This window comes from Psychrobacter sp. CX97 (genome assembly GCF_057396285.1).
In genome coordinates, this window is record NZ_JBXYJE010000001.1 from 113,998 (window position 1) to 132,178 (window position 18,181).

11 protein-coding genes, 2 tRNA genes and 1 pseudogene are annotated in these 18,181 nt (G+C 38.0%); 8 read left to right on the forward strand and 6 right to left on the reverse strand.

From position 1 onward, the window contains the following. Positions 1–111 precede the first annotated feature (111 nt). The 7 genes from AC2SLL_RS00490 (at position 112) to AC2SLL_RS00520 (ending at position 9,689) form a co-directional block, all read left to right on the forward strand. Entirely contained in the window at positions 112–1,428 is a 1,317-nt protein-coding gene (locus AC2SLL_RS00490) for a bifunctional folylpolyglutamate synthase/dihydrofolate synthase (protein WP_486529903.1), read from the forward strand. 125 nt (positions 1,429–1,553) lie between these two features. Further along, positions 1,554–3,032, forward strand: coding sequence for a type II secretion system ATPase GspE (gene gspE, locus AC2SLL_RS00495; protein ID WP_486529904.1), 1,479 nt, complete (start codon positions 1,554–1,556; stop codon positions 3,030–3,032). Positions 3,033–3,486: 454 nt separating this feature from the next. Then, complete coding sequence (locus AC2SLL_RS00500; protein WP_486529711.1) at positions 3,487–5,289, forward strand: TolC family protein; 1,803 nt, start codon at positions 3,487–3,489, stop codon at positions 5,287–5,289. A 63-nt stretch (positions 5,290–5,352) separates the two neighbouring features. Next, the gene (locus AC2SLL_RS00505; RefSeq protein WP_486529712.1) at positions 5,353–8,007 is read left to right on the forward strand and encodes a type I secretion system permease/ATPase; all 2,655 of its coding nucleotides are present in this window, start codon (positions 5,353–5,355) and stop codon (positions 8,005–8,007) included. A gap of 2 nt (positions 8,008–8,009) precedes the next feature. Next, entirely contained in the window at positions 8,010–9,179 is a 1,170-nt protein-coding gene (locus tag AC2SLL_RS00510) for a beta-barrel domain-containing protein (protein WP_486529713.1), read from the forward strand. Positions 9,180–9,484: 305 nt separating this feature from the next. Continuing rightward, positions 9,485–9,560 (forward strand) — tRNA-Val (locus tag AC2SLL_RS00515). Positions 9,561–9,612: 52 nt separating this feature from the next. Further along, a tRNA-Asp gene (locus AC2SLL_RS00520) sits at positions 9,613–9,689 on the forward strand. 421 nt (positions 9,690–10,110) lie between these two features. Here AC2SLL_RS00520 and AC2SLL_RS00525 read toward each other — a convergent pair. Beyond that, positions 10,111–10,452, reverse strand: coding sequence for a hypothetical protein (locus tag AC2SLL_RS00525; RefSeq protein ID WP_486529714.1), 342 nt, complete (start codon positions 10,450–10,452; stop codon positions 10,111–10,113). Positions 10,453–10,672: 220 nt separating this feature from the next. Between AC2SLL_RS00525 and AC2SLL_RS00530 the strand changes: the two are divergent. After that, positions 10,673–11,288: pseudogene (locus AC2SLL_RS00530) on the forward strand (transposase). Positions 11,289–11,309: 21 nt separating this feature from the next. Here the strand turns inward: AC2SLL_RS00530 and AC2SLL_RS00535 are convergent. The 5 genes from AC2SLL_RS00535 to AC2SLL_RS00555 are packed head-to-tail and all read right to left on the reverse strand — an operon-like array spanning position 11,310 to position 17,959. Continuing rightward, positions 11,310–12,389, reverse strand: coding sequence for a caspase family protein (locus tag AC2SLL_RS00535; RefSeq protein WP_486529715.1), 1,080 nt, complete (start codon positions 12,387–12,389; stop codon positions 11,310–11,312). 2 nt (positions 12,390–12,391) lie between these two features. Continuing rightward, positions 12,392–14,857, reverse strand: coding sequence for a GAP1-N1 domain-containing protein (locus tag AC2SLL_RS00540; RefSeq protein ID WP_486529716.1), 2,466 nt, complete (start codon positions 14,855–14,857; stop codon positions 12,392–12,394). A gap of 9 nt (positions 14,858–14,866) precedes the next feature. Next, positions 14,867–15,691: a TRAFAC clade GTPase domain-containing protein gene (locus AC2SLL_RS00545; RefSeq protein WP_486529717.1), complete on the reverse strand. Its 825-nt coding sequence runs from the start codon at positions 15,689–15,691 to the stop codon at positions 14,867–14,869. Next, a complete protein-coding gene (locus tag AC2SLL_RS00550; RefSeq protein WP_486529718.1) occupies positions 15,691–16,656 on the reverse strand; it encodes a TRAFAC clade GTPase domain-containing protein in 966 nt (321 codons plus the stop codon). Before AC2SLL_RS00550 ends, AC2SLL_RS00545 begins: the two co-directional genes overlap by 1 nt. After that, positions 16,649–17,959, reverse strand: coding sequence for a GTPase-associated system all-helical protein GASH (locus AC2SLL_RS00555; RefSeq protein WP_486529719.1), 1,311 nt, complete (start codon positions 17,957–17,959; stop codon positions 16,649–16,651). Before AC2SLL_RS00555 ends, AC2SLL_RS00550 begins: the two co-directional genes overlap by 8 nt. Positions 17,960–18,181: the final 222 nt, after the last annotated feature.

The following is an 18,181-nucleotide window of genomic DNA, read 5'->3' on the forward strand; positions in this document are numbered from 1 at the left end:
TATCGATTGACCTTGGCAGAGAGTTAAACTGTATCCCTCTCAGAGTTAGAGGGAAACCCATAATTATATCGTTATAAGTCGAGATGTTCAGTGTCCAATAAACCTGTAGGTATGTCCAAACCCATTCCAACCAAAGCCAGTTCATTATCGGACTGGCTTAACTATATGCAGCAAATTCACGTTTCTGGCATTGATATGGGTCTGTCAAGAGTGATGCCAGTTGCAGAGCATTTGGGTTTGGTGCAATCTGCTAAAGATGATGCTTTTGTATTTACTGTCGCAGGGACAAATGGTAAAGGTTCGACCACAGCGGTTATTAGTGAGATTTGTCAGCAAGCAGGTTATAAAACGGCTTTATATCAATCCCCCCACTTGCTTGATTTTAATGAGCGTGTGCGCATTAACGGTTTGCCTGTAGGAGAGCAAACGCTTGTCGATGCCTTTGCTGAAGTGGAACTAGCAAGATTGGTTTGCGCATTAACCTTATCGTTTTTTGAAATGACTACCTTGGCTGCCATGCTCATTTTCGCTCAGGCTGATTGTGATGTTTGGGTACTTGAGGTGGGTCTCGGGGGCAGATTGGATGTCGTTAATATCATTGATCCTGATTTAGCTATAATTACTAATATTGGCATCGATCATGTGGATTGGTTAGGCGATACACGTGAAAAAATAGGCCATGAGAAAGCAGGTATCCTGCGCGAAGGTATTTCGCTTATTTATGGTGAAGACGATATGCCGCAATCAGTAAGAGATAGGAGTGAAGAGCTTAATTGTGCTATTTATCAACTTGGCATTGATTATGATTACGTCTATGACAACAGTATAAAGCTAGATATGTGGCAATTTAGTAGCGCCAGTGTTACCTTACAATTACCAAAACCAAAGTTGTCATTAGTCAATACCGCCAATGCAGTTGCGGCGGTATTAGCCAGTCAATTAACTATAGAGCCATCGCATATTCAAGCCGCTTTAACTTTGGTTAGGCTTGATGGTCGATTTGATTATCGTCAGCTTGCAAATCGGCATTGGGTGTTTGATGTGGCTCATAATGATCGTGGTATGAGTTTTCTCCTCATGCAATTTTTATCTTTTTGGCAAAGCCACTTACAGCAGTACCCTTCAGCACATCTTCATCTTGTGTTCTCGATGCTATCAGATAAGGATATTGGTAGAGTCGTTGACTTGTTGGTGGCGTCAGGTTTGCCAATTGAAATGTGGCACATTGCTGAAATTGATCATCCGAGAGCAGCAGAGATAAAGATTTTGCAAGAGACTTTAAGCCAGAGACAAGTAACGGACACAACTTTATATGATTCGTTAACTGCTGCAACCTATGGTGTTATACCAGTTACCACGGCGGATGATCTGATATTAGTTTGTGGTTCATTTCATACGATTAGTGAAGTACTGTTAACTTTAAGGTAATATCAGAGTCAATTTGTCTATATAATAATTAAGTCATTATAATAATAAAATTATCGTTCAAACTTAGTAAGTAGCACTTTATGTTATTTTTACCCTATGGCTTTGCAAAGCGTCATCAAATCCTTATGGTACCGTCTCCTGACAATACGGTTGTTCCTTCTTTGGTGGTCACTGAGGACACACCTATCAGCGCTATTAATGAAGCTATTTCCTTTGCTTCTATCAATGGTACTTCTCAACCCCTAGATATAGAAACTGTACTAGCGGATGAGTTTGATAAACGTATGGAGACCGCTTATGCAGGAAATACAGGCGAATCGCAGCACATTGCTGCTGGTCTAGAAGACCACCCAGATCTAGACAGCCTTGCCGATAGCGTCCCAGAAACTGAAGACTTGATGGATCAACAAGACGATGCGCCTATTATTCGTCTAATCAATGCTTTGCTATCTGAAGCCATTCGTTTAAATGCTTCGGATATTCACATCGAAACCTTTGAAAAAAGATTGTCTGTTCGTTTTCGTGTTGATGGTGAATTAAAAGAAATTGTCAGCCCAAAGCGGCAGTTAGCACCTCTGTTAGTATCACGTATTAAAGTAATGGCAAAGTTAGATATCGCTGAAAAACGTGTGCCGCAAGATGGTCGTATCAGTTTAAGGCTGGCAGGTCGTGAAGTAGATGTTCGAGTATCCACTTTGCCATCAAGCTTTGGCGAACGGGTGGTAATGCGTCTGTTAGACAAGCAAGCGGGTAGATTGAACATGACTTACCTTGGACTAGCCGACAAAGATTTTCAAGTACTTAAAAAGCTCATTCATCGTCCGCATGGTATTTTTTTAGTAACAGGGCCAACCGGTTCGGGCAAAACCACTACCTTATATGCTGCTTTATCAGAGCTTAATGATCAAACTCGAAATATTTTAACTGCTGAAGATCCTATTGAGTTTCAGCTTGATGGTATTGGTCAGACGCAAGTTAACACCAAAGTCGAGATGACCTTTGCGCGCAGTTTACGCGCCATGCTGCGTCAAGACCCAGATGTGGTCATGGTAGGCGAAATTCGAGATTTAGAAACCGCCGAGATTGCAGTTCAGGCATCATTAACGGGTCATTTAGTATTATCAACTTTACACACTAATACGGCTATTGGTGCCGTTACCCGTTTACAAGATATGGGCGTTGAGCCGTTTTTACTTTCTTCCTCTCTCATTGGTGTAGTGGCCCAACGGTTAGTGAGAACGTTATGTCCTCACTGCCATCACTGGAAGGATGCTGATCCTGTGCAAGCGCAACTATTTAGAGAAGTCGATATTCATAACTCAGCAACTGAGACAATTCGGCTGCCTATTCCTAAAGGCTGTGAGAAGTGTAGTCAGTCTGGATTCAAAGGGCGTACTGCCATATATGAAGTTATTCCTGTGGATGATGACTTAAGACGTATGATTCATGGCGGTGTTGCAGAATATAAACTTGAAGAATATGCCCGACTGTTAACACCTTCCATACGGGCCGATGGGCTTAAAAAAGTATTGGCAGGAAAAACGACACTAGAAGAGGTGTTAAGAGTGACTAAAGAGACTGTTTTTGCCAATTCAGATGAGTAACTATCATTAATGAATATATTTATTACTATTATAATAGGTAATATTTAGCACTAAAATTTAGTATCAAGGCTTAAGCTAACAAGGCTTACAGTAAATGGTACAATTTTTGCTAGATATTTTCATAAATTTTGCTTGGGTTATATATAAGTTTACTATCAGTTAAGCTTAGGATTATATTTTCGCTAAACTGTATATAGAAGTTGTAATATAAAAGTTTTAATGTGTTCTACGCCACAATTTTTAAACCAGTAAAAATAGGCAACTGTCTATTTTTAGTCGCGGGTTTTAGTCGCGTGAAAATTATTTATACTGAGTACGGCGGTAACTTGGTTGCAACTATTTCTTATTGTAACCACTTAATAAGTACAGCTAATAATATTAATACGAGTATGCTATGGTAAAATGTATTAAATCCAACCTAGCATTAACCCCTTAACAAATAAGCTTACCCACTATGCTATTTAGTCAATTTAAATATAAAAACAAACTATTGCTTTCACTACTGTTAATGTCTGGTGTTAGTTTGCCATACCATGCTCAAGCAGCAGTCAGTGACGTGCAGATAAACTCGTTAATATCGCAAGCTATTGACTCGCATCCCTTAGTTGGCTCGGCAAAAGCTGAACAAGAAGCCACTAAAGAGGGCATTTCAGCGGCAAAACTTAATTTATTGCCGGTACCCAGTTTTTCGACGGGCTATCAAAAAGATAAAGATCTCGTTTCAGAGATTAATATTCGTCAACCTTTATGGACAGGTGGCCGTCTTACAGCTAATGTCAATCAAGCCATTTTTGATGATAAAGCTGCCATAGAAAATATTTATGAGCAGCAAAATGATGTGGCTAAAACCACCATTGATGCATGGCAAAGTTATATTTCGGCAGTGGCTAAGCAGCGGGTTTATTTAGAAAATCTTGAACAGTTGGCTGATTTTGAAGCGATGATGCAGCGCCGTGTTAAGCAGGGTGTTTCAGCAAGAATTGAGCTTGATTTGGTAACCAATCGTATTTTACAAGAACAAAATGCGTATGAAGCAGCAGTGGAACAGCAAAGCATTGCTGGCTCTAGATTAGAACAAATTATTGGTCATCCACTATCTAGAGACAGCGCCCGCTTTGTCCCTCAGCTAAAAGTTTTAGCCGATCAAGCTAAAATTCAATCAGCTGGGTTTGAACAAATGGCTTTTAATAAAGCCAGCTTCTATAACCCCTCTGTTGTCAAAGAATACTTTCAAATTGAGTCTGCCAAACAGCAAGTAAAATCTCAAAGAGCCTCAAATTATCCTTCACTATATGCTCAATATACCCATACTTATGAGCATGAAGATAATGATAATGATGGCGCATTTTTAGTGGGTTTAAACTACGAACCAGGTGCCGGATTTTCTAATCTAGCGTTAACGCGTGCTTCCGCAGCTCGGGTAAATAGCTTGATACAAAATCAAGAGGCAGCACGTCGTAATGTGATGGAAAATATTCAGGTTGAGTATCAGAAATTCGCCAGTGCCAAGAGTCGTGAGCAATCATTAGTTGCAGCGGTTGCTGGTGCGCAAATTGTTGTTGATTCATACCGTCGACAGTTTATAGCGGGTAGAAAGTCATGGTTAGAGGTTCTAAATGCGGTACGTGAGCTTAGTGACTATCAAAACCAATTGGTGCAAACACGCTCTGATATTTTAGGTTCGTTTTATAAACTTCAAGTTGATTTTGGCTTAATGCCTTGGCAGAAGTTTGCCCGTAATCGTGAAAAAGTAGATTTGTTCAAAGTGACTGACCCTGTACAAAACTGGCTAGGAAAACAAGATAGTGTGTTGGATGGTCAGGATTTTGAATATAATAATTATGTTACTCAAGATCAGCCAATAAGCTCTGATTCATTAATGGAAGTTAATCTTCCAGCCTCAGCTGAGCAAAGACTTAACGATGGTGTTATCTTAAGGATAAACGATGATAAGAGCGTGGAAGAAGTATCTACTATTGAAAATGAGCCAAGAGAAATGTCGGACAAGGCTGGCAAGCCACTGTCTATTAAACCCAACCCAACTGATATTCATGAAGTAAGCGATGATTATATTTATATTGAAGAGTCCAATCAAACGTACCAGCAACCACTAAATAATGATGAAGACAATACTGTAAAAGTTAGAGCGCCTATCTCTTTAACAGAAAACTTTGTTGATAACAACGATCATGACAATGTATATAAAGTTGAAGTTTATGAGGTAGATGATTTTTTTGTGTATGCTGATCGAAATTAATCAGCTATGAACTGACTGATTTTGTCTTCTAATTGAAAAATAATAATTGAATAAGTGACATCTATGACTGTTAATGATAACCAAACAGATGAAACAGTGTTAACTGGCGAATTGGTAGAGACTAATGAACAGCTTACTATTGCACAATCGTTAGCAGATGCATTAAGGCATCTGCTAAGCCAACAGGGCTACCCTGTTGACAATGTACGCCTACAAGATGTAATAAGACGCCATGATAATCAAAAAAATAGTGGTGAGGGCCGTGGTATAAATACTCTTGGCGGGGTTATTGAAGTATTACATGGTATAGGTGTTGAAGATACGCCAGAGATATTAGAGCAACCTGATGCTGCTTTTTTACCGTTATTGACATACCACACGAGGTTTGGTTGGGGCGTTATTGATGGGCATACTCCACAAGGTGCGTGGAATTTTCGTCAAGAAGAAAAAACTCAGCCTGTCCGGGTTAGCGAGTTATCACTCGTATTACGCGTACGTTTAAAAGACGATCATATTAAAAAGCGTAATGCGACATTTACGGACTTATTAAAATCGAATTTAAAAAGCTATAAAGGTGTAGTAATTGAGGCGGTACTTGCTTCTTTTCTTATTAACTTTTTAGCACTTGCAGTCTCTTTGTTTTCAATGCAAGTCTACGACCGTGTGATTCCAACACGTAGCCAATATACGTTAATAATTTTAGCGAGTGGTGTAGGGTTAATCATCCTGTTTGAAGCGTTCATGAAATTCTCCCGCTCAAGAATTATGGATAAGGTAGTCGCTGGATTGGATCAGTATCTATCACGGGAGGTGTTTCAACGCTTATTAAAAGTTCGCATTGATCAGATGCCAGGCTCAGTAGGGTCTATGGCCGCTCAATTGCGTGGTTATGAACAAGTGCGCAGCTTTTTTACAGCAGGTACGTTGTTTGCTTTAGTCGATTTACCCATGACAGTTATCTTTTTATCGTTAATAGCTTATATCGGTTCGCCTCTGGTTGCACTAGTACCTATCATCGCTGCGACTATCGCTATTATTTTGGGTTTAAATGCGCGCAAACGAATTGATACCATTGCGGCCGAAGGTGCTTCTGCTTCTTACTATAAAACAGGTTTATTAGTTGAAACTGTTGAGGGTGTTGAGACTATTAAGGCAGGGGCTGGAAGTTGGAAGTTTTTATCACGTTGGCTTGATGTAATGAATGTTACTATCAAGAACGACTTAGACATGAAGCACACCAATGATAATTTAAGTTATTTTACCCAAATGTTACAACAAGTCAGTTATGTTGGTATGGTAATTACCGGTGCATTTGTGGTTATGAGTGGCGATATGACCATGGGTGGTTTGATTGCCTGTTCAATTCTAGGTGGTCGTGTTCTTGCCCCTGTTATGGCCATACCAGGGCTTTTGGTTCAGTTCTCTCATGCTAAAGCTGCTAAAGGTATGATTGAATCTATTTTCGCCCTTGAGCAAGACAATCATGGTGTTAACTATCCGTTATCTCCTACTAAAATAAGAGGTCACTATCAAGTTGACGATATGGTTTTTAATTACCTGGGTAATGACCGTCCCGCTATTACCGTTCCTAATTTAACCATAAGGCCAGGTGAAAGGGTAGCTGTTCTGGGTCCTATTGGTTCTGGGAAATCTACTTTACTTAAGCTGTTATCAGGATTATATGCCCCAACATCAGGAAGAATATTGCTTGATGGTTTAGATATCCAACAAATTAGCCGAGAATCACTAAGTGAGCAGGTCGGTTATCTTCAGCAGGATCATCGATTATTTCAAGGCACTTTACGTGAAAACCTCCTGATTGGTATGGCAGCGCCTACGGATGATGTTATCCATCAAGCCCTATTAAAAACAGGTTTAATTAATTTAGTTGCCAACCATTCAAGCGGTTTAGACTTACCGATTAGTGAAGGTGGGCGTGGGTTGTCGGGTGGTCAGAAGCAGTTAGTTGCCTTTACCCGTCTTTTATTAACAAAACCGTCTGTCCTATTGATAGATGAGCCCACAGCCTCAATGGATAATCGCCAAGAACAGCGATGTTTAAGTGTACTACGTGAAGAGTTGCAAGATGGGCAAACCTTGATTGTATCGACTCATAAGACAGCTCTGTTAGACTTGGTTGACCGTATTATTATTATGGATAACCAAAAAATTGTTATGGATGGTTCGAAAGAAGATGTATTAAACAAGTTAAGGCAGAATGAAAAAGCTAAGCACACCACACCAATCGATAAAATTGGACAATCGCCAAGCTCTGAAACGGCCCTAAGTGCCCCTTCAAGCAGTCCAAAATCCCCTAAGGGGCCTAACAGATTAGGCAAGTCAAAGAGGCCGCCATCTGCTAACCAAACTATTGTGATTAATCCCGCCTCAGAGAAGAAGAGTAGCGACTCTGCGCAGTCCGGTACTCAAAAAGATACTTTAGATGAAGCCAGTAAGTCGTCTATCAAGGCTAACAGTACTAGAGTATCATTAAAACCGACAAGTAGTAAGGCTTCAGGAGACAGTAAAAAGGCATCAATTTCAATAAAGCCTGTCTCAGAGCAACAAGCAGGGTCAGAAGGCAATAATACAGTTTCCCAGACTGTGTCAAACGTTGAGCAGAAGCGAAACAATGTGAATCATAGCGCAGATAAAACTGCGCCCAGAAAGCCGAAGCAACCAACCATCATTATTAAACCTACATCAGAAGAGAAATAGGCATGTCTGAATATCAATATACACCAACAAAGCCCAAAGTTGGCCGTGCTCGTCTTAGTATATGGATTGCCCTAATCGGTATTGGTATATTATTGACGTGGGCATATTTTGCTAAAATTGACCAAGTTACTCGCGCCAAAGCTACCGTAATTGCCAGTGCTAGAACGCAACAAATTCAAGCTTCTGAAGGTGGAATATTGACCGACATATTAGTATCAGAAGGGGATGACGTTAAAGAAGGGCAGTTGCTGGTTGTATTAGAAGAGGAGCGTGCTAAAGCCGCTGTAGATAACTCAGCTTCAAAGACTGCTGCTTTAAGAGCAAAGCTTGCAAGATTGCAGGCCGAAATTTTTCTGAAGCCACTGGTCTTTACCGATGATGTGCTTGATTATCCAGAATATGTCGAGAACCAAACCCAACTGTATAATCGTAGACGTCAAGCCATAAATGAAGATGTTTCCTCCTTAGAGAAAATGCTGGTATTGGCTCGTAAAGAGCTGAGTATGAATGAACCGTTACTTGAGTATGGAGATGTTAGCCAAGCAGATATCATTAAATTGCGTCGTCAGGTGGCTGATATTGAGGCGCAAATCAATAATAAACGTAATAAATATTTTGAAGAAGCACAGGCTGAGATGACAAAGGCGCAAGAGGAGCTTGATACTGAGCTTGAACAGTTGAGAGATAGATCTCAGGTGCTGGAAGAAAAGCGATTATTATCACCTGCAAACGGTAAAGTTAACAATATTAATATTACTACCATCGGCGGTGTTGTTAAACCAGGTGAGGTTATCATGGAGTTGCTGCCAACAAGTAGTGACCTAATAGTTGAAGCTGAAGTTAGTCCGGGAGATATTGCTTATGTTAAAGAAGGGCAAGCTGCTTCGGTTAAGCTAGATGCCTATGACTTTTCAATCTTTGGTGCAATGAATGGTACGGTAACTTATATTAGCCCTGATACCCTAATGAAGAAAACCCCAAATGGCGAAGAACCGTATTATCGAGTGCTCATTAAGATAGGGGAGGCTGAATTTGCGGGACGGGGTGATGAAATTGTTATTAAACCTGGTATGACAGCCAGCGTTGATATTAAAGCAATGGAACGTACTGTGCTATCCTATTTAACCAAACCTATTACTAAGACGTTGTCAGAGGGATTAGGGGAGCGTTAAAAATTTATTTATACCATCGATAAGCCATAGCTTATTGATGGTATAATCCAATAGTGTATTAAGTTAGCGTCTTCATTAAAGTCGATGTTGAGTTATTAAGTTATTTTATTAAAATATTTGACACACCGTTTAAAATCTATATAATACACTCCCACAGCGAGAGACCTTAGTTGTTAAATAACTGTAGTTTTTGAATAACTAAGTATATTACAATTATGTTTAGTTTCTTATTTTTACTTAATACTGTAAAATTAGTTTTCTCTTGCGAAATTAAAAAAGCAGTGCTTTTTTAATACGTTTTTCAAGGGTGATTAGCTCAGTTGGTAGAGCGTCTGCCTTACACGCAGAATGTCGGCGGTTCGAATCCGTCATCACCCACCACTATATAGTAATGGTTTAAAAACCAAGTGGTTAAATAAGCTAGACGACCTAAGCAGCGGTAGTTCAGTTGGTTAGAATACCGGCCTGTCACGCCGGGGGTCGCGGGTTCGAGTCCCGTCCGCTGCGCCATATTTAGAAAACTTAGTTTCCAACAAAGTTGCAACCTCAAGTAGAAATACTTGAGGTTTTTTTGTGGGTGGTGGTTTTACTTCAGCCCTTAAAACACATAGTATTCCGACTATAACAAATAAATAATACATCTTATTTTGTAGATTCTTATAGGTTGTAATTTTTAGTATAGTACATCTTTAACTGATTAGTATTGTTAATAAATAGTTTAGCTATTCTACGGTGACCAAATGCTCGGTGACCAAACGGTGACCATTTTGTGACCAAAGTTGTAAAAGACGGGATTGGATGTCACTCTTGGGCACGTCCATGATAATTGAGACATAAGACCTATAAGCCATCAAACTATCACTTACTACATTATCTCTATCCCAAACTTATACGACTAAGTTTTAGCATTATCAATATATATAAACTCCTATCATACTTTGGCTTTATCTAAATAATCTCGCAGCCACAATAAAAATTCTTTAGAGGTTGTACCAACATTTAGTCGAATATAAGTTTTGAAGTTGCCACTCGGTGAGAATAGAAGCCCCGGCGCAACATGACATCCCTCAACATATGCATATTCAGCAAGAGTCGTGCTATCTATACCAACATCTAGCCATACAAACAAACTCAACTCACTGATTTTATTTTCGATGTAAAACTCATCTTCAATATTGAAATTTAATTTATTGAGCCAGTCTATTAGCTGGCGATGTGATTGGCCTGATAAGACCCTGCATTTTACGAATGTGCCGAGGGTAACTGCTATCACTTAGCATATTGCTAACGATACGTTCGTTAAGCTCAGAACAAGCAGTTACACTGACAACATTTTCTGTCGTAATATTTCCTCTCGCAAATGCTCAGGGCATACCATAATACATACCCGCCAATTACCCCCTAAAGATTTGGAAACACCATATACGTATATGACCTGTTGATTAAATCTTCAGCCAAATAAGGCGGCACTTTTTTACCATAAAATAAGACTCATTATAGAGTATTATTTATCACTCGAAGCAAATAGATGACATCTTCTAGACATAAGTCAAATTAGACGAAAGCTACTTTGGCAGAGTACGTAAGGGTATAAGAAGTCGAGGTGGTGCTGGAAAAACTACCGTTTTTGGCATTTTGAAGCGAAATGGCAAGGTTTATACCATTGTCGTGGCAGACACCAGACAGAACACCTTTATGCCCATCATTAGCTGTAAAATAAAGCCTTACAGCTTTGTTTATACCGATAGCTATCGAAGTTATAATGCGTTATAGTCTGTTCAATTTAAAAGAGATACAAGGCAACCGAGTGCAAGTACTACTGCAGTAGGCTAAACGAGGTTAACTCCGTAACTCTTTTAAAGGGGATTGGCTATAGATGTGAGTGAGTTTAAACACTTTAGAGTAAATCATTCTAAAGAGTTTGCTCGTGGTGGCAATCACATCAATGGCAATGAAAAATTTTGGAATCAATCTAAACGTACACTTAGAGAATACAATTGAGTCGATAAGAAGAACTTCCACTTGTTTGTAAAAGAGTGTGAGTTTAGATTTAACTACGGCACACCATCAAAGCAGCTTAAAACTCTAAGAAAATGGTGTGATATTTAATCCTTATCTACTACAGTCCATTCATAGTTCAATCAACTGACTATGATTAGGAAAATCCTCCCTTGCTTCCAATAATAAGCTATTTAAGCTTATATTTGAACCACCACCACCTTGGCTTAGGGTTCGTAAGGCTGAATACCATTGTGATTTACCTGTTCCATGAAGCTTTAATCTAGATATATCCCCGCCAGCTCTTAACCATATATCTTGATCTTTAGGACCTTCTGGATATAAATCAACAAGTATGCTTTCAAGCTTTTTATCCTGACTTACAATTTCGTTATTAACTAAATCAGTATTGGTCTCTACGCTTTTCAATCCGCCACATCTAAGTGCCACTGCAAAGTTATTTTCAAGACTAACTTTTAATATTGGATGTTGTTCCCGACCAATACTTTTAGCTTCCCGATTTACATTCTTCTCTAGGTATTCGAATATATCGAATACTCTTATAAATTCATCTGACGAATTAGTATTTCCTTTTAGTGCCGATAAAAAATGCTTAGTAAATAAACTATTTTTATCACCTCTAATTACCAGTGAAACTTCTGAAGCTCTTGATGAAGCAAATAATACCTTACCTTTACCTTTAGAGAGACGTTCTAATGACTTATCGGCAATACCACCTGTATATTCTTTTGTAATAGATTTAAAGCTAGCAACACCGCCCGAATGGCAGGCGTCAATTACAATTAGTAATCTATCGGATTTTATTGAAGAAAATAGTTCTGATAACTCCCGCTCATGTAATAAACTTTCTAATGGTTTGTTAGCATCAAATGGTACTAAGAAACTCGCAGGGTCGTTTAAATCCCCGTAACTTCCACCGTGGCCAGTAAAATAAATAAAAACTGTATCATCAGGCTTTGCTTTAGAAGCTATTTCATTTATCTCATGACGTATATTTAATAAAGTGGCTTCTGAGTTTAATAAGAGCTTCACATTAGATTTATCATATCCACAATAATTCTCCGCTTTAAGTGTATTCGCAATATCATTAGCGTCTTTAGTCACTATATCTGGTAGGCGATTATTTCCTTGGTATTCTGAAATACCAATAATTAATGCATGTGCCTGTGAGAAAGATTTATATAATGACATTACTAATTCCTGAATAAATTTTCTAAAGTTGAAATTCTAGGGTTGTTAGGATAATCCTGTTTAATAGTATTTATTAAATCTAACGGAGACGGTTTAGCTCCATTTTTTATTATATTAATAGCATGATACCAAGCATCACGTCCTGAATCCTTACCCTTCAAAGAAGACTGATCACCTCCTGATCTACTCCATAAGCTTTCCTGTTCAGGCCCTAAAGGATATAGCTCTATTACAATCTTAATAAGACCTTCCCACTTTTGGTCTTCAGTTTGTGGAATAACTCCAAATAAATCCCAAAACGACAATATCCCATGCCAAAATGGTAAAACAGATTTTAAATCGGGATCTTTTGATTTTGAATAATTTAGAACTAAGTTAGCAGACTTTTTCCAACCCCTTATTTTAACTAACTCACCTATAAGATCTAAATCGATTTTTTCTTTTTGACCTGATTGTTCAATCCAAAAGCTTAGCCATTCTATGAAATCAGCTTCTTGCAATGTATGAACCCTCTCAAAGATTTTGATAATCGCTGTAGGATTATCTTTGGTATCCTGCTTCATTCTTTTATTTAGATTAGGAATATGACATATCGCATTTTCTAATTCTAAATCTAACTCAACAAAATCCATATTTAGAGCACGTTGATACCATCCTATAGCTGTGTGGGCTAGATACTCATCTACACTACTTAAATCAAGAAGTTTCCATAAAGATGATTTTCTTGAATAATCACATAAATCTGCAAGAGGGGTTTTGGATAGTAACGCTATTAGCTTTTCGTGATTAGACTTCCCGTTGTCTATAAAATCATCAAATAATGAGTAAAGAATTGCTTTTGGATTATTTGGTGCATTCCAAACATTTAAATCTCTCTCTAACACTTGAGTCCAAATATATAGTGTTTTCTCATTATGATAATTCACACTTTTTAGTATGGAGGGGTTGGTAAGTGCTTCATCAATTGTAATTTGTGTAATACGAGGTTCATTGATAGATGTGCAAACTCCAAGCAACATTGAGACGTCTGCTCTAGAAGCAATTTCTTTCAACCCAGATATGAAGGATATATCTGTATCAATGCTTAATTGTTTTTCAAAAGCTTGCTCGGCAGGATAACGCAGTGCCACTAATAAGCCATGAAGTCTCAGTAATTTTTTATCAGCAAGATACGGAATTATTAAATCTTCTACTTTTTGGGATAACTGAAGTGGTGCATTGATAGATAATGCGTTCTCAATCTCTTGTGTAATATCTAAAAATTTTACAAATTTAGACATAACTTCAGGAAATGCTTCTAACCATCGCCAAAAAGATTTGAAAATTAAGGAGTCGTGATGATTAAAAGCACTTACGACACCGTTAATAGTTGATTGACTCCATACTTCAACGACGTTGTCAATATCTAACGCATTTTGAATGAGTTTCTGAACAAAGATATCTTCATCTATAGAGTACGAATAGTGACACAATCTTAACTCGATTGTGTGCCACAGACTATTAGATGTTGAGAATTGCGCACCAGAGAAATTCCTTAGTAATAGCAAATCTTCTATGTTAGCCTTAGCAACTAATTCGTTAAATCTCTGCATAAGATGAGCTTTTTCAATTGTCCCATCATTACTTTTCGGTGAAAGGACTTCAATTAACCTCACAAAGGATAGATAATCACTAAATTCGGCTGTTTTGATATTTGTATATCTAGTATAAGCTTCATCTAATAGTCCGACTCTATTCGGGCTATCCAAAGTTATACCAAACTTATCGCAAAACTCACTATATTTTTCATAGCCAGTCGAAAATGCTTGCAACCTGACATCTGTAGTTGATACATTTTTGAATTTATCAATAATCGCATTATGGTCTTGCCAGCGAGCTATAAGCATTTCGGGAACGCAAACTAAATCATAACTTTCACTATCTCTAGGCGTCAGACTTAGACTAAATGAAAAGCTCTTCCGCATATCAGGCCATAAGCTTTGCCACACCTCAGCTATCTGCTGAGAAAAACCTTTGACCCCCCTATAAACTAGGGGTCTTTTTTTACTAGTGACAAGTAACTCTGCAACATTACCACTTAATTTACTATCTCTTTTTTTCTCCAAACTGCTATCGTCAGCATTAATAGCTTGACTAAAATCATCGTCTTCAACAATTTCACATGGTAATAGATCGATAAACATTTGAATGTTATTGATACGAGCTATAGTTTCAATGGGAATAGCTAAAGCATAGGACCTTACCATTCCTGAACGGCTAGCGTAATTATCAATAAAAGTTCTAGCAACAATATAATAATTACCTAAAGGAAAGCCTGAAAGATAAGGCGGTAGATTGAGACCACTTGGTAGTGCATCAGGCAAGTCTAGCTTTGATGTTATTAACTCAAATTCTTTTAAACGACTACTACATCTACGTAAGCCGTGTCCCTGACTTACTTGACCAAAGATAGCAGTCTCTACTTTCATCAATATATCCTAAGCTTGCTGTTGATTGATTAAATATTTTAAAGGAAGCGTCAAATCAGAAGTTTTACTTCCATTTGGCTCTATGATATAACCTATATTTTCTGGTCCTTTCAATAGATACTCTTGATCCTCGTTCTCATTATCTAATTTCTTACCAAGAGCTGACAATCCTAGTATTAATGGATTTTGCCAATTAGCGCAAATAAAGTCATAAACCATTGGTAAGCGTTCGTTTAGTAACTCATGGGGTGTCAAGGTTGATTCTAGTTCATCCCAGCAACTAATGATAAAACATGCTTTTGGTACGCCTGTCCTATTTGAACTCCGATAACTATATATTAATATCTGCAATAGCTCTACTAGTCTAGTTTGATCTGCTAACTCACCATTTTCCGTAAGGTCACTATTATTAGTCGTAACGTCTGAGGTAGGTTTAGAAATTAAGTCTTCAGGAACTCGATACAGTGAGGGTCTTAACAAGATTAGCCAAGCATTACTACCAGATATACGATTGAACCATTCTTCAGGTACACTACGAGATTTAGTAATGTCTACAATCTGTTCTCCACCATAATCTGGCCATATTATTTCACCTAAATAACCCTCGTCGTTTTTTATAGGCCATTGACTTTCAACATATACATTCGAGGGTGTGTGGTCGGAAGTTAATCCTTCGTGTAACTGTTCCATAGTTGAATCAAATGGTTCGATATTAATAGTTGCTCCATCCATACTGAGTGAACGATTATCTTGCTGTAATTGCAGTAATAGCTTTGCACCATAATGTGTTTTACCAACACCAGGTTCACCGACTATTAGAATAGAATTACTCATTACATACCTCCATAAGACATAAAGAAGGGATCCTTTCCTGTATATCTATATTGCGGAAGCTCAACATAGCCAGTTGTTGTATTTGTTATCCATTCTAATAATTTCAATAGCTCATTTACATTAGTAGACTCGCTATCGTTACTATTAGGAACAACTTGAACCTTAAATTCTTCAGCATTTTCAATAGAGCTTAATGTACTTTCTCTTACGTTATTTATCATATTCTCATCTGCTGAGACATCACTCTTACTCCATACTAAAGCGATAGGTCTGTTATTTAACTCTCCACTTAGTCGTTTACTTAAATTTTGAAATCTTGATCTAGCTCGACCTTTACCTGTAGTCGAGAAAGCTTCAGTATCAGCAATTAATAGGAAAATATCTGTGTTATCCGATAGCCAACGTGCACCCTCAGCCTCTTTATCTTCTGAGTTTACCGCCCATTTCTGAAACCATTCACCTGGAGCATCCGTAAATAAATAATCTTGAGTTAGACCATTTATCTCATTATAAAAAGTGAGATGCAATAAACCAGGAGATCGTCGAGACTGGCTAGGCGTATGTGGTGGAAAGGTAGGGAATTGTCCAGCCTCCCATCTAAGGTTACCTGATACGTGCTCCCAACCTAGCAAAGTATATGAACCAGCAAACCTTAGTTTAATACTATTAATCAAACCTTTCGAGACTAAAAGAAACCAAGAAGCCAGCAATGTCGTTTTACCTGAGTTCTCTGCACCAACTATTCCAACGACAATGGGTCTAGACGCTCCACTAATAAATTCTAAATCCTTTAACCCAAGAGCGTTCCCAGTCCATGGCAATATAATTCTAGCATCTGAAATAGCATTCTCTTTCTCCTCTTCATTACTACTATCTTGCCAGAATTCACAATTAGATAGTTTTTGATTGCCCATTTGGCAAAGTGCATCAGGTGCAAAACAGTTATCCTTATTACACTCATTCATCAGCATCACCTTTTGACAACAGAGCGTCTATGGCTTGTAACTCCCGAAATACCCAGATTGCCCATTCGTGGTTTGATAGTTCTAAACTCGCATTAATTCCCGTCAACTCTAAAAAGCGACTTTCATCAGGCATTGTACTGTTATCACTTATACTTAATAGGCTAATAATAGGACCCCGATTCTCCAGGCTATCAAATGTAGTGCGGATATAATCAGTAAGAGCGACAGCATGTGATGACTGTTTTAGGCGAGTCATGATTTCGTAAACTGTCATGGTTTTAGGTTTTTTAGTAGGCTCAATAGACGCTACCGTTTCTCTTAGGAAAGCTGTAACGCTGGCTGGAGAGAGCGTTGGTACTTGATTGAATATGTCATAAGCCATAATAGCACCAGATTCAAAGAGAGGAATGTTACGATAACTGCAGTTTGCACTAGGGGAATAAAGAGACTCTTTCCACCATATCAAGCTGGTTCTTTTTTGTAAGCCACTCGTAGAAGTACTTATTTTATCTAAAGTATCATTAATATGGTTTTCCACCGCTTCTGATAAACCTTTAAGAGGTTTTGATAAATTAATCGGCTCAATTTTTGCTTCTTCTAAAGCGTTATCTATTACATCTGCAATGGTGGTTGTTAAGATAGGGGTGAATTGAAAAACCCAATGTTGTCCGTTGTTAGAATAATGTTGATTACCACCAGTAGCTTGGTTCTTGGAATTAGTAGGACCACTAGCTTTTTCAATACCGGTTTGTAGTGCTTCACGATCTAACTTAACTTCTTTAGAGGAGATATCGATAGATTTAGGCGGACTGTACGAAAAAGGTTCAACGATGATTTTTTCAGGAGCTGACCACTCACTTTCTGCTTGTTGGTTTAATTTAATATCGTTGTTCTGAATTAAACTGTGCCATATATTAGTTTCTTTTGCTGTATTGATATGAGGAAGAAGGTTTTTGGTTACTGCATCAAAGGCAATAGCGACGTTTAAATTATGATTAAACTGATTTGACAATCCTTGGAGTAATAACGCACGGATAACTTGTATAGGTGTTCCTTTGAAAGCGTTAGGATAAGTCGGCCAATTTTCATCAAGTGTGTTGATAACCTCTTGAATGACTGTATTATCTTCAGCAATATTTGGATCAATAGCCGTATAAATATAGGCCAAGGCCTTGGAAGGCGATTCTTTTAAAATATCACTGATAGCTGAGGACGTTTGCTCAAGTTTGGCAAGCTTTTCATCGCTACCTTGCAAGTCTATAAGGTTTATTTTTAAAAATTGCATTAGCACTTCTGTCGACATTGTAGATCCCTTTATAACAATAGATAAAAATTTTAATAGATTGATTAAGTACTTAAATAATCCGATTATAGCAATGAATACCTTTAACGTAATGCTTAAAAAAGGGTTTGAACTAGTTATCTAGGACAGCCCTTCAGTTATTATTAAAAGATATATCTATTTTCAAATAAAATAATTAAACCATTATAATCTGACAGTATAAGCGTTCAGTTTTTTGCTATA

Coding starts and splice junctions, on each gene's coding strand:
- AC2SLL_RS00490 (WP_486529903.1), top strand. CDS start 112: ATGTCCAAACCCATTCCAACCAAAGCCAGTTCATTATCGGACTGGCTT.
- gspE (WP_486529904.1), top strand. CDS start 1,554: ATGGTACCGTCTCCTGACAATACGGTTGTTCCTTCTTTGGTGGTCACT.
- AC2SLL_RS00500 (WP_486529711.1), top strand. CDS start 3,487: ATGCTATTTAGTCAATTTAAATATAAAAACAAACTATTGCTTTCACTA.
- AC2SLL_RS00505 (WP_486529712.1), top strand. CDS start 5,353: ATGACTGTTAATGATAACCAAACAGATGAAACAGTGTTAACTGGCGAA.
- AC2SLL_RS00510 (WP_486529713.1), top strand. CDS start 8,010: ATGTCTGAATATCAATATACACCAACAAAGCCCAAAGTTGGCCGTGCT.
- AC2SLL_RS00535 (WP_486529715.1), bottom strand. CDS start 12,389: ATGTCATTATATAAATCTTTCTCACAGGCACATGCATTAATTATTGGT.
- AC2SLL_RS00540 (WP_486529716.1), bottom strand. CDS start 14,857: ATGAAAGTAGAGACTGCTATCTTTGGTCAAGTAAGTCAGGGACACGGC.
- AC2SLL_RS00545 (WP_486529717.1), bottom strand. CDS start 15,691: ATGAGTAATTCTATTCTAATAGTCGGTGAACCTGGTGTTGGTAAAACA.
- AC2SLL_RS00550 (WP_486529718.1), bottom strand. CDS start 16,656: ATGAATGAGTGTAATAAGGATAACTGTTTTGCACCTGATGCACTTTGC.
- AC2SLL_RS00555 (WP_486529719.1), bottom strand. CDS start 17,959: ATGTCGACAGAAGTGCTAATGCAATTTTTAAAAATAAACCTTATAGAC.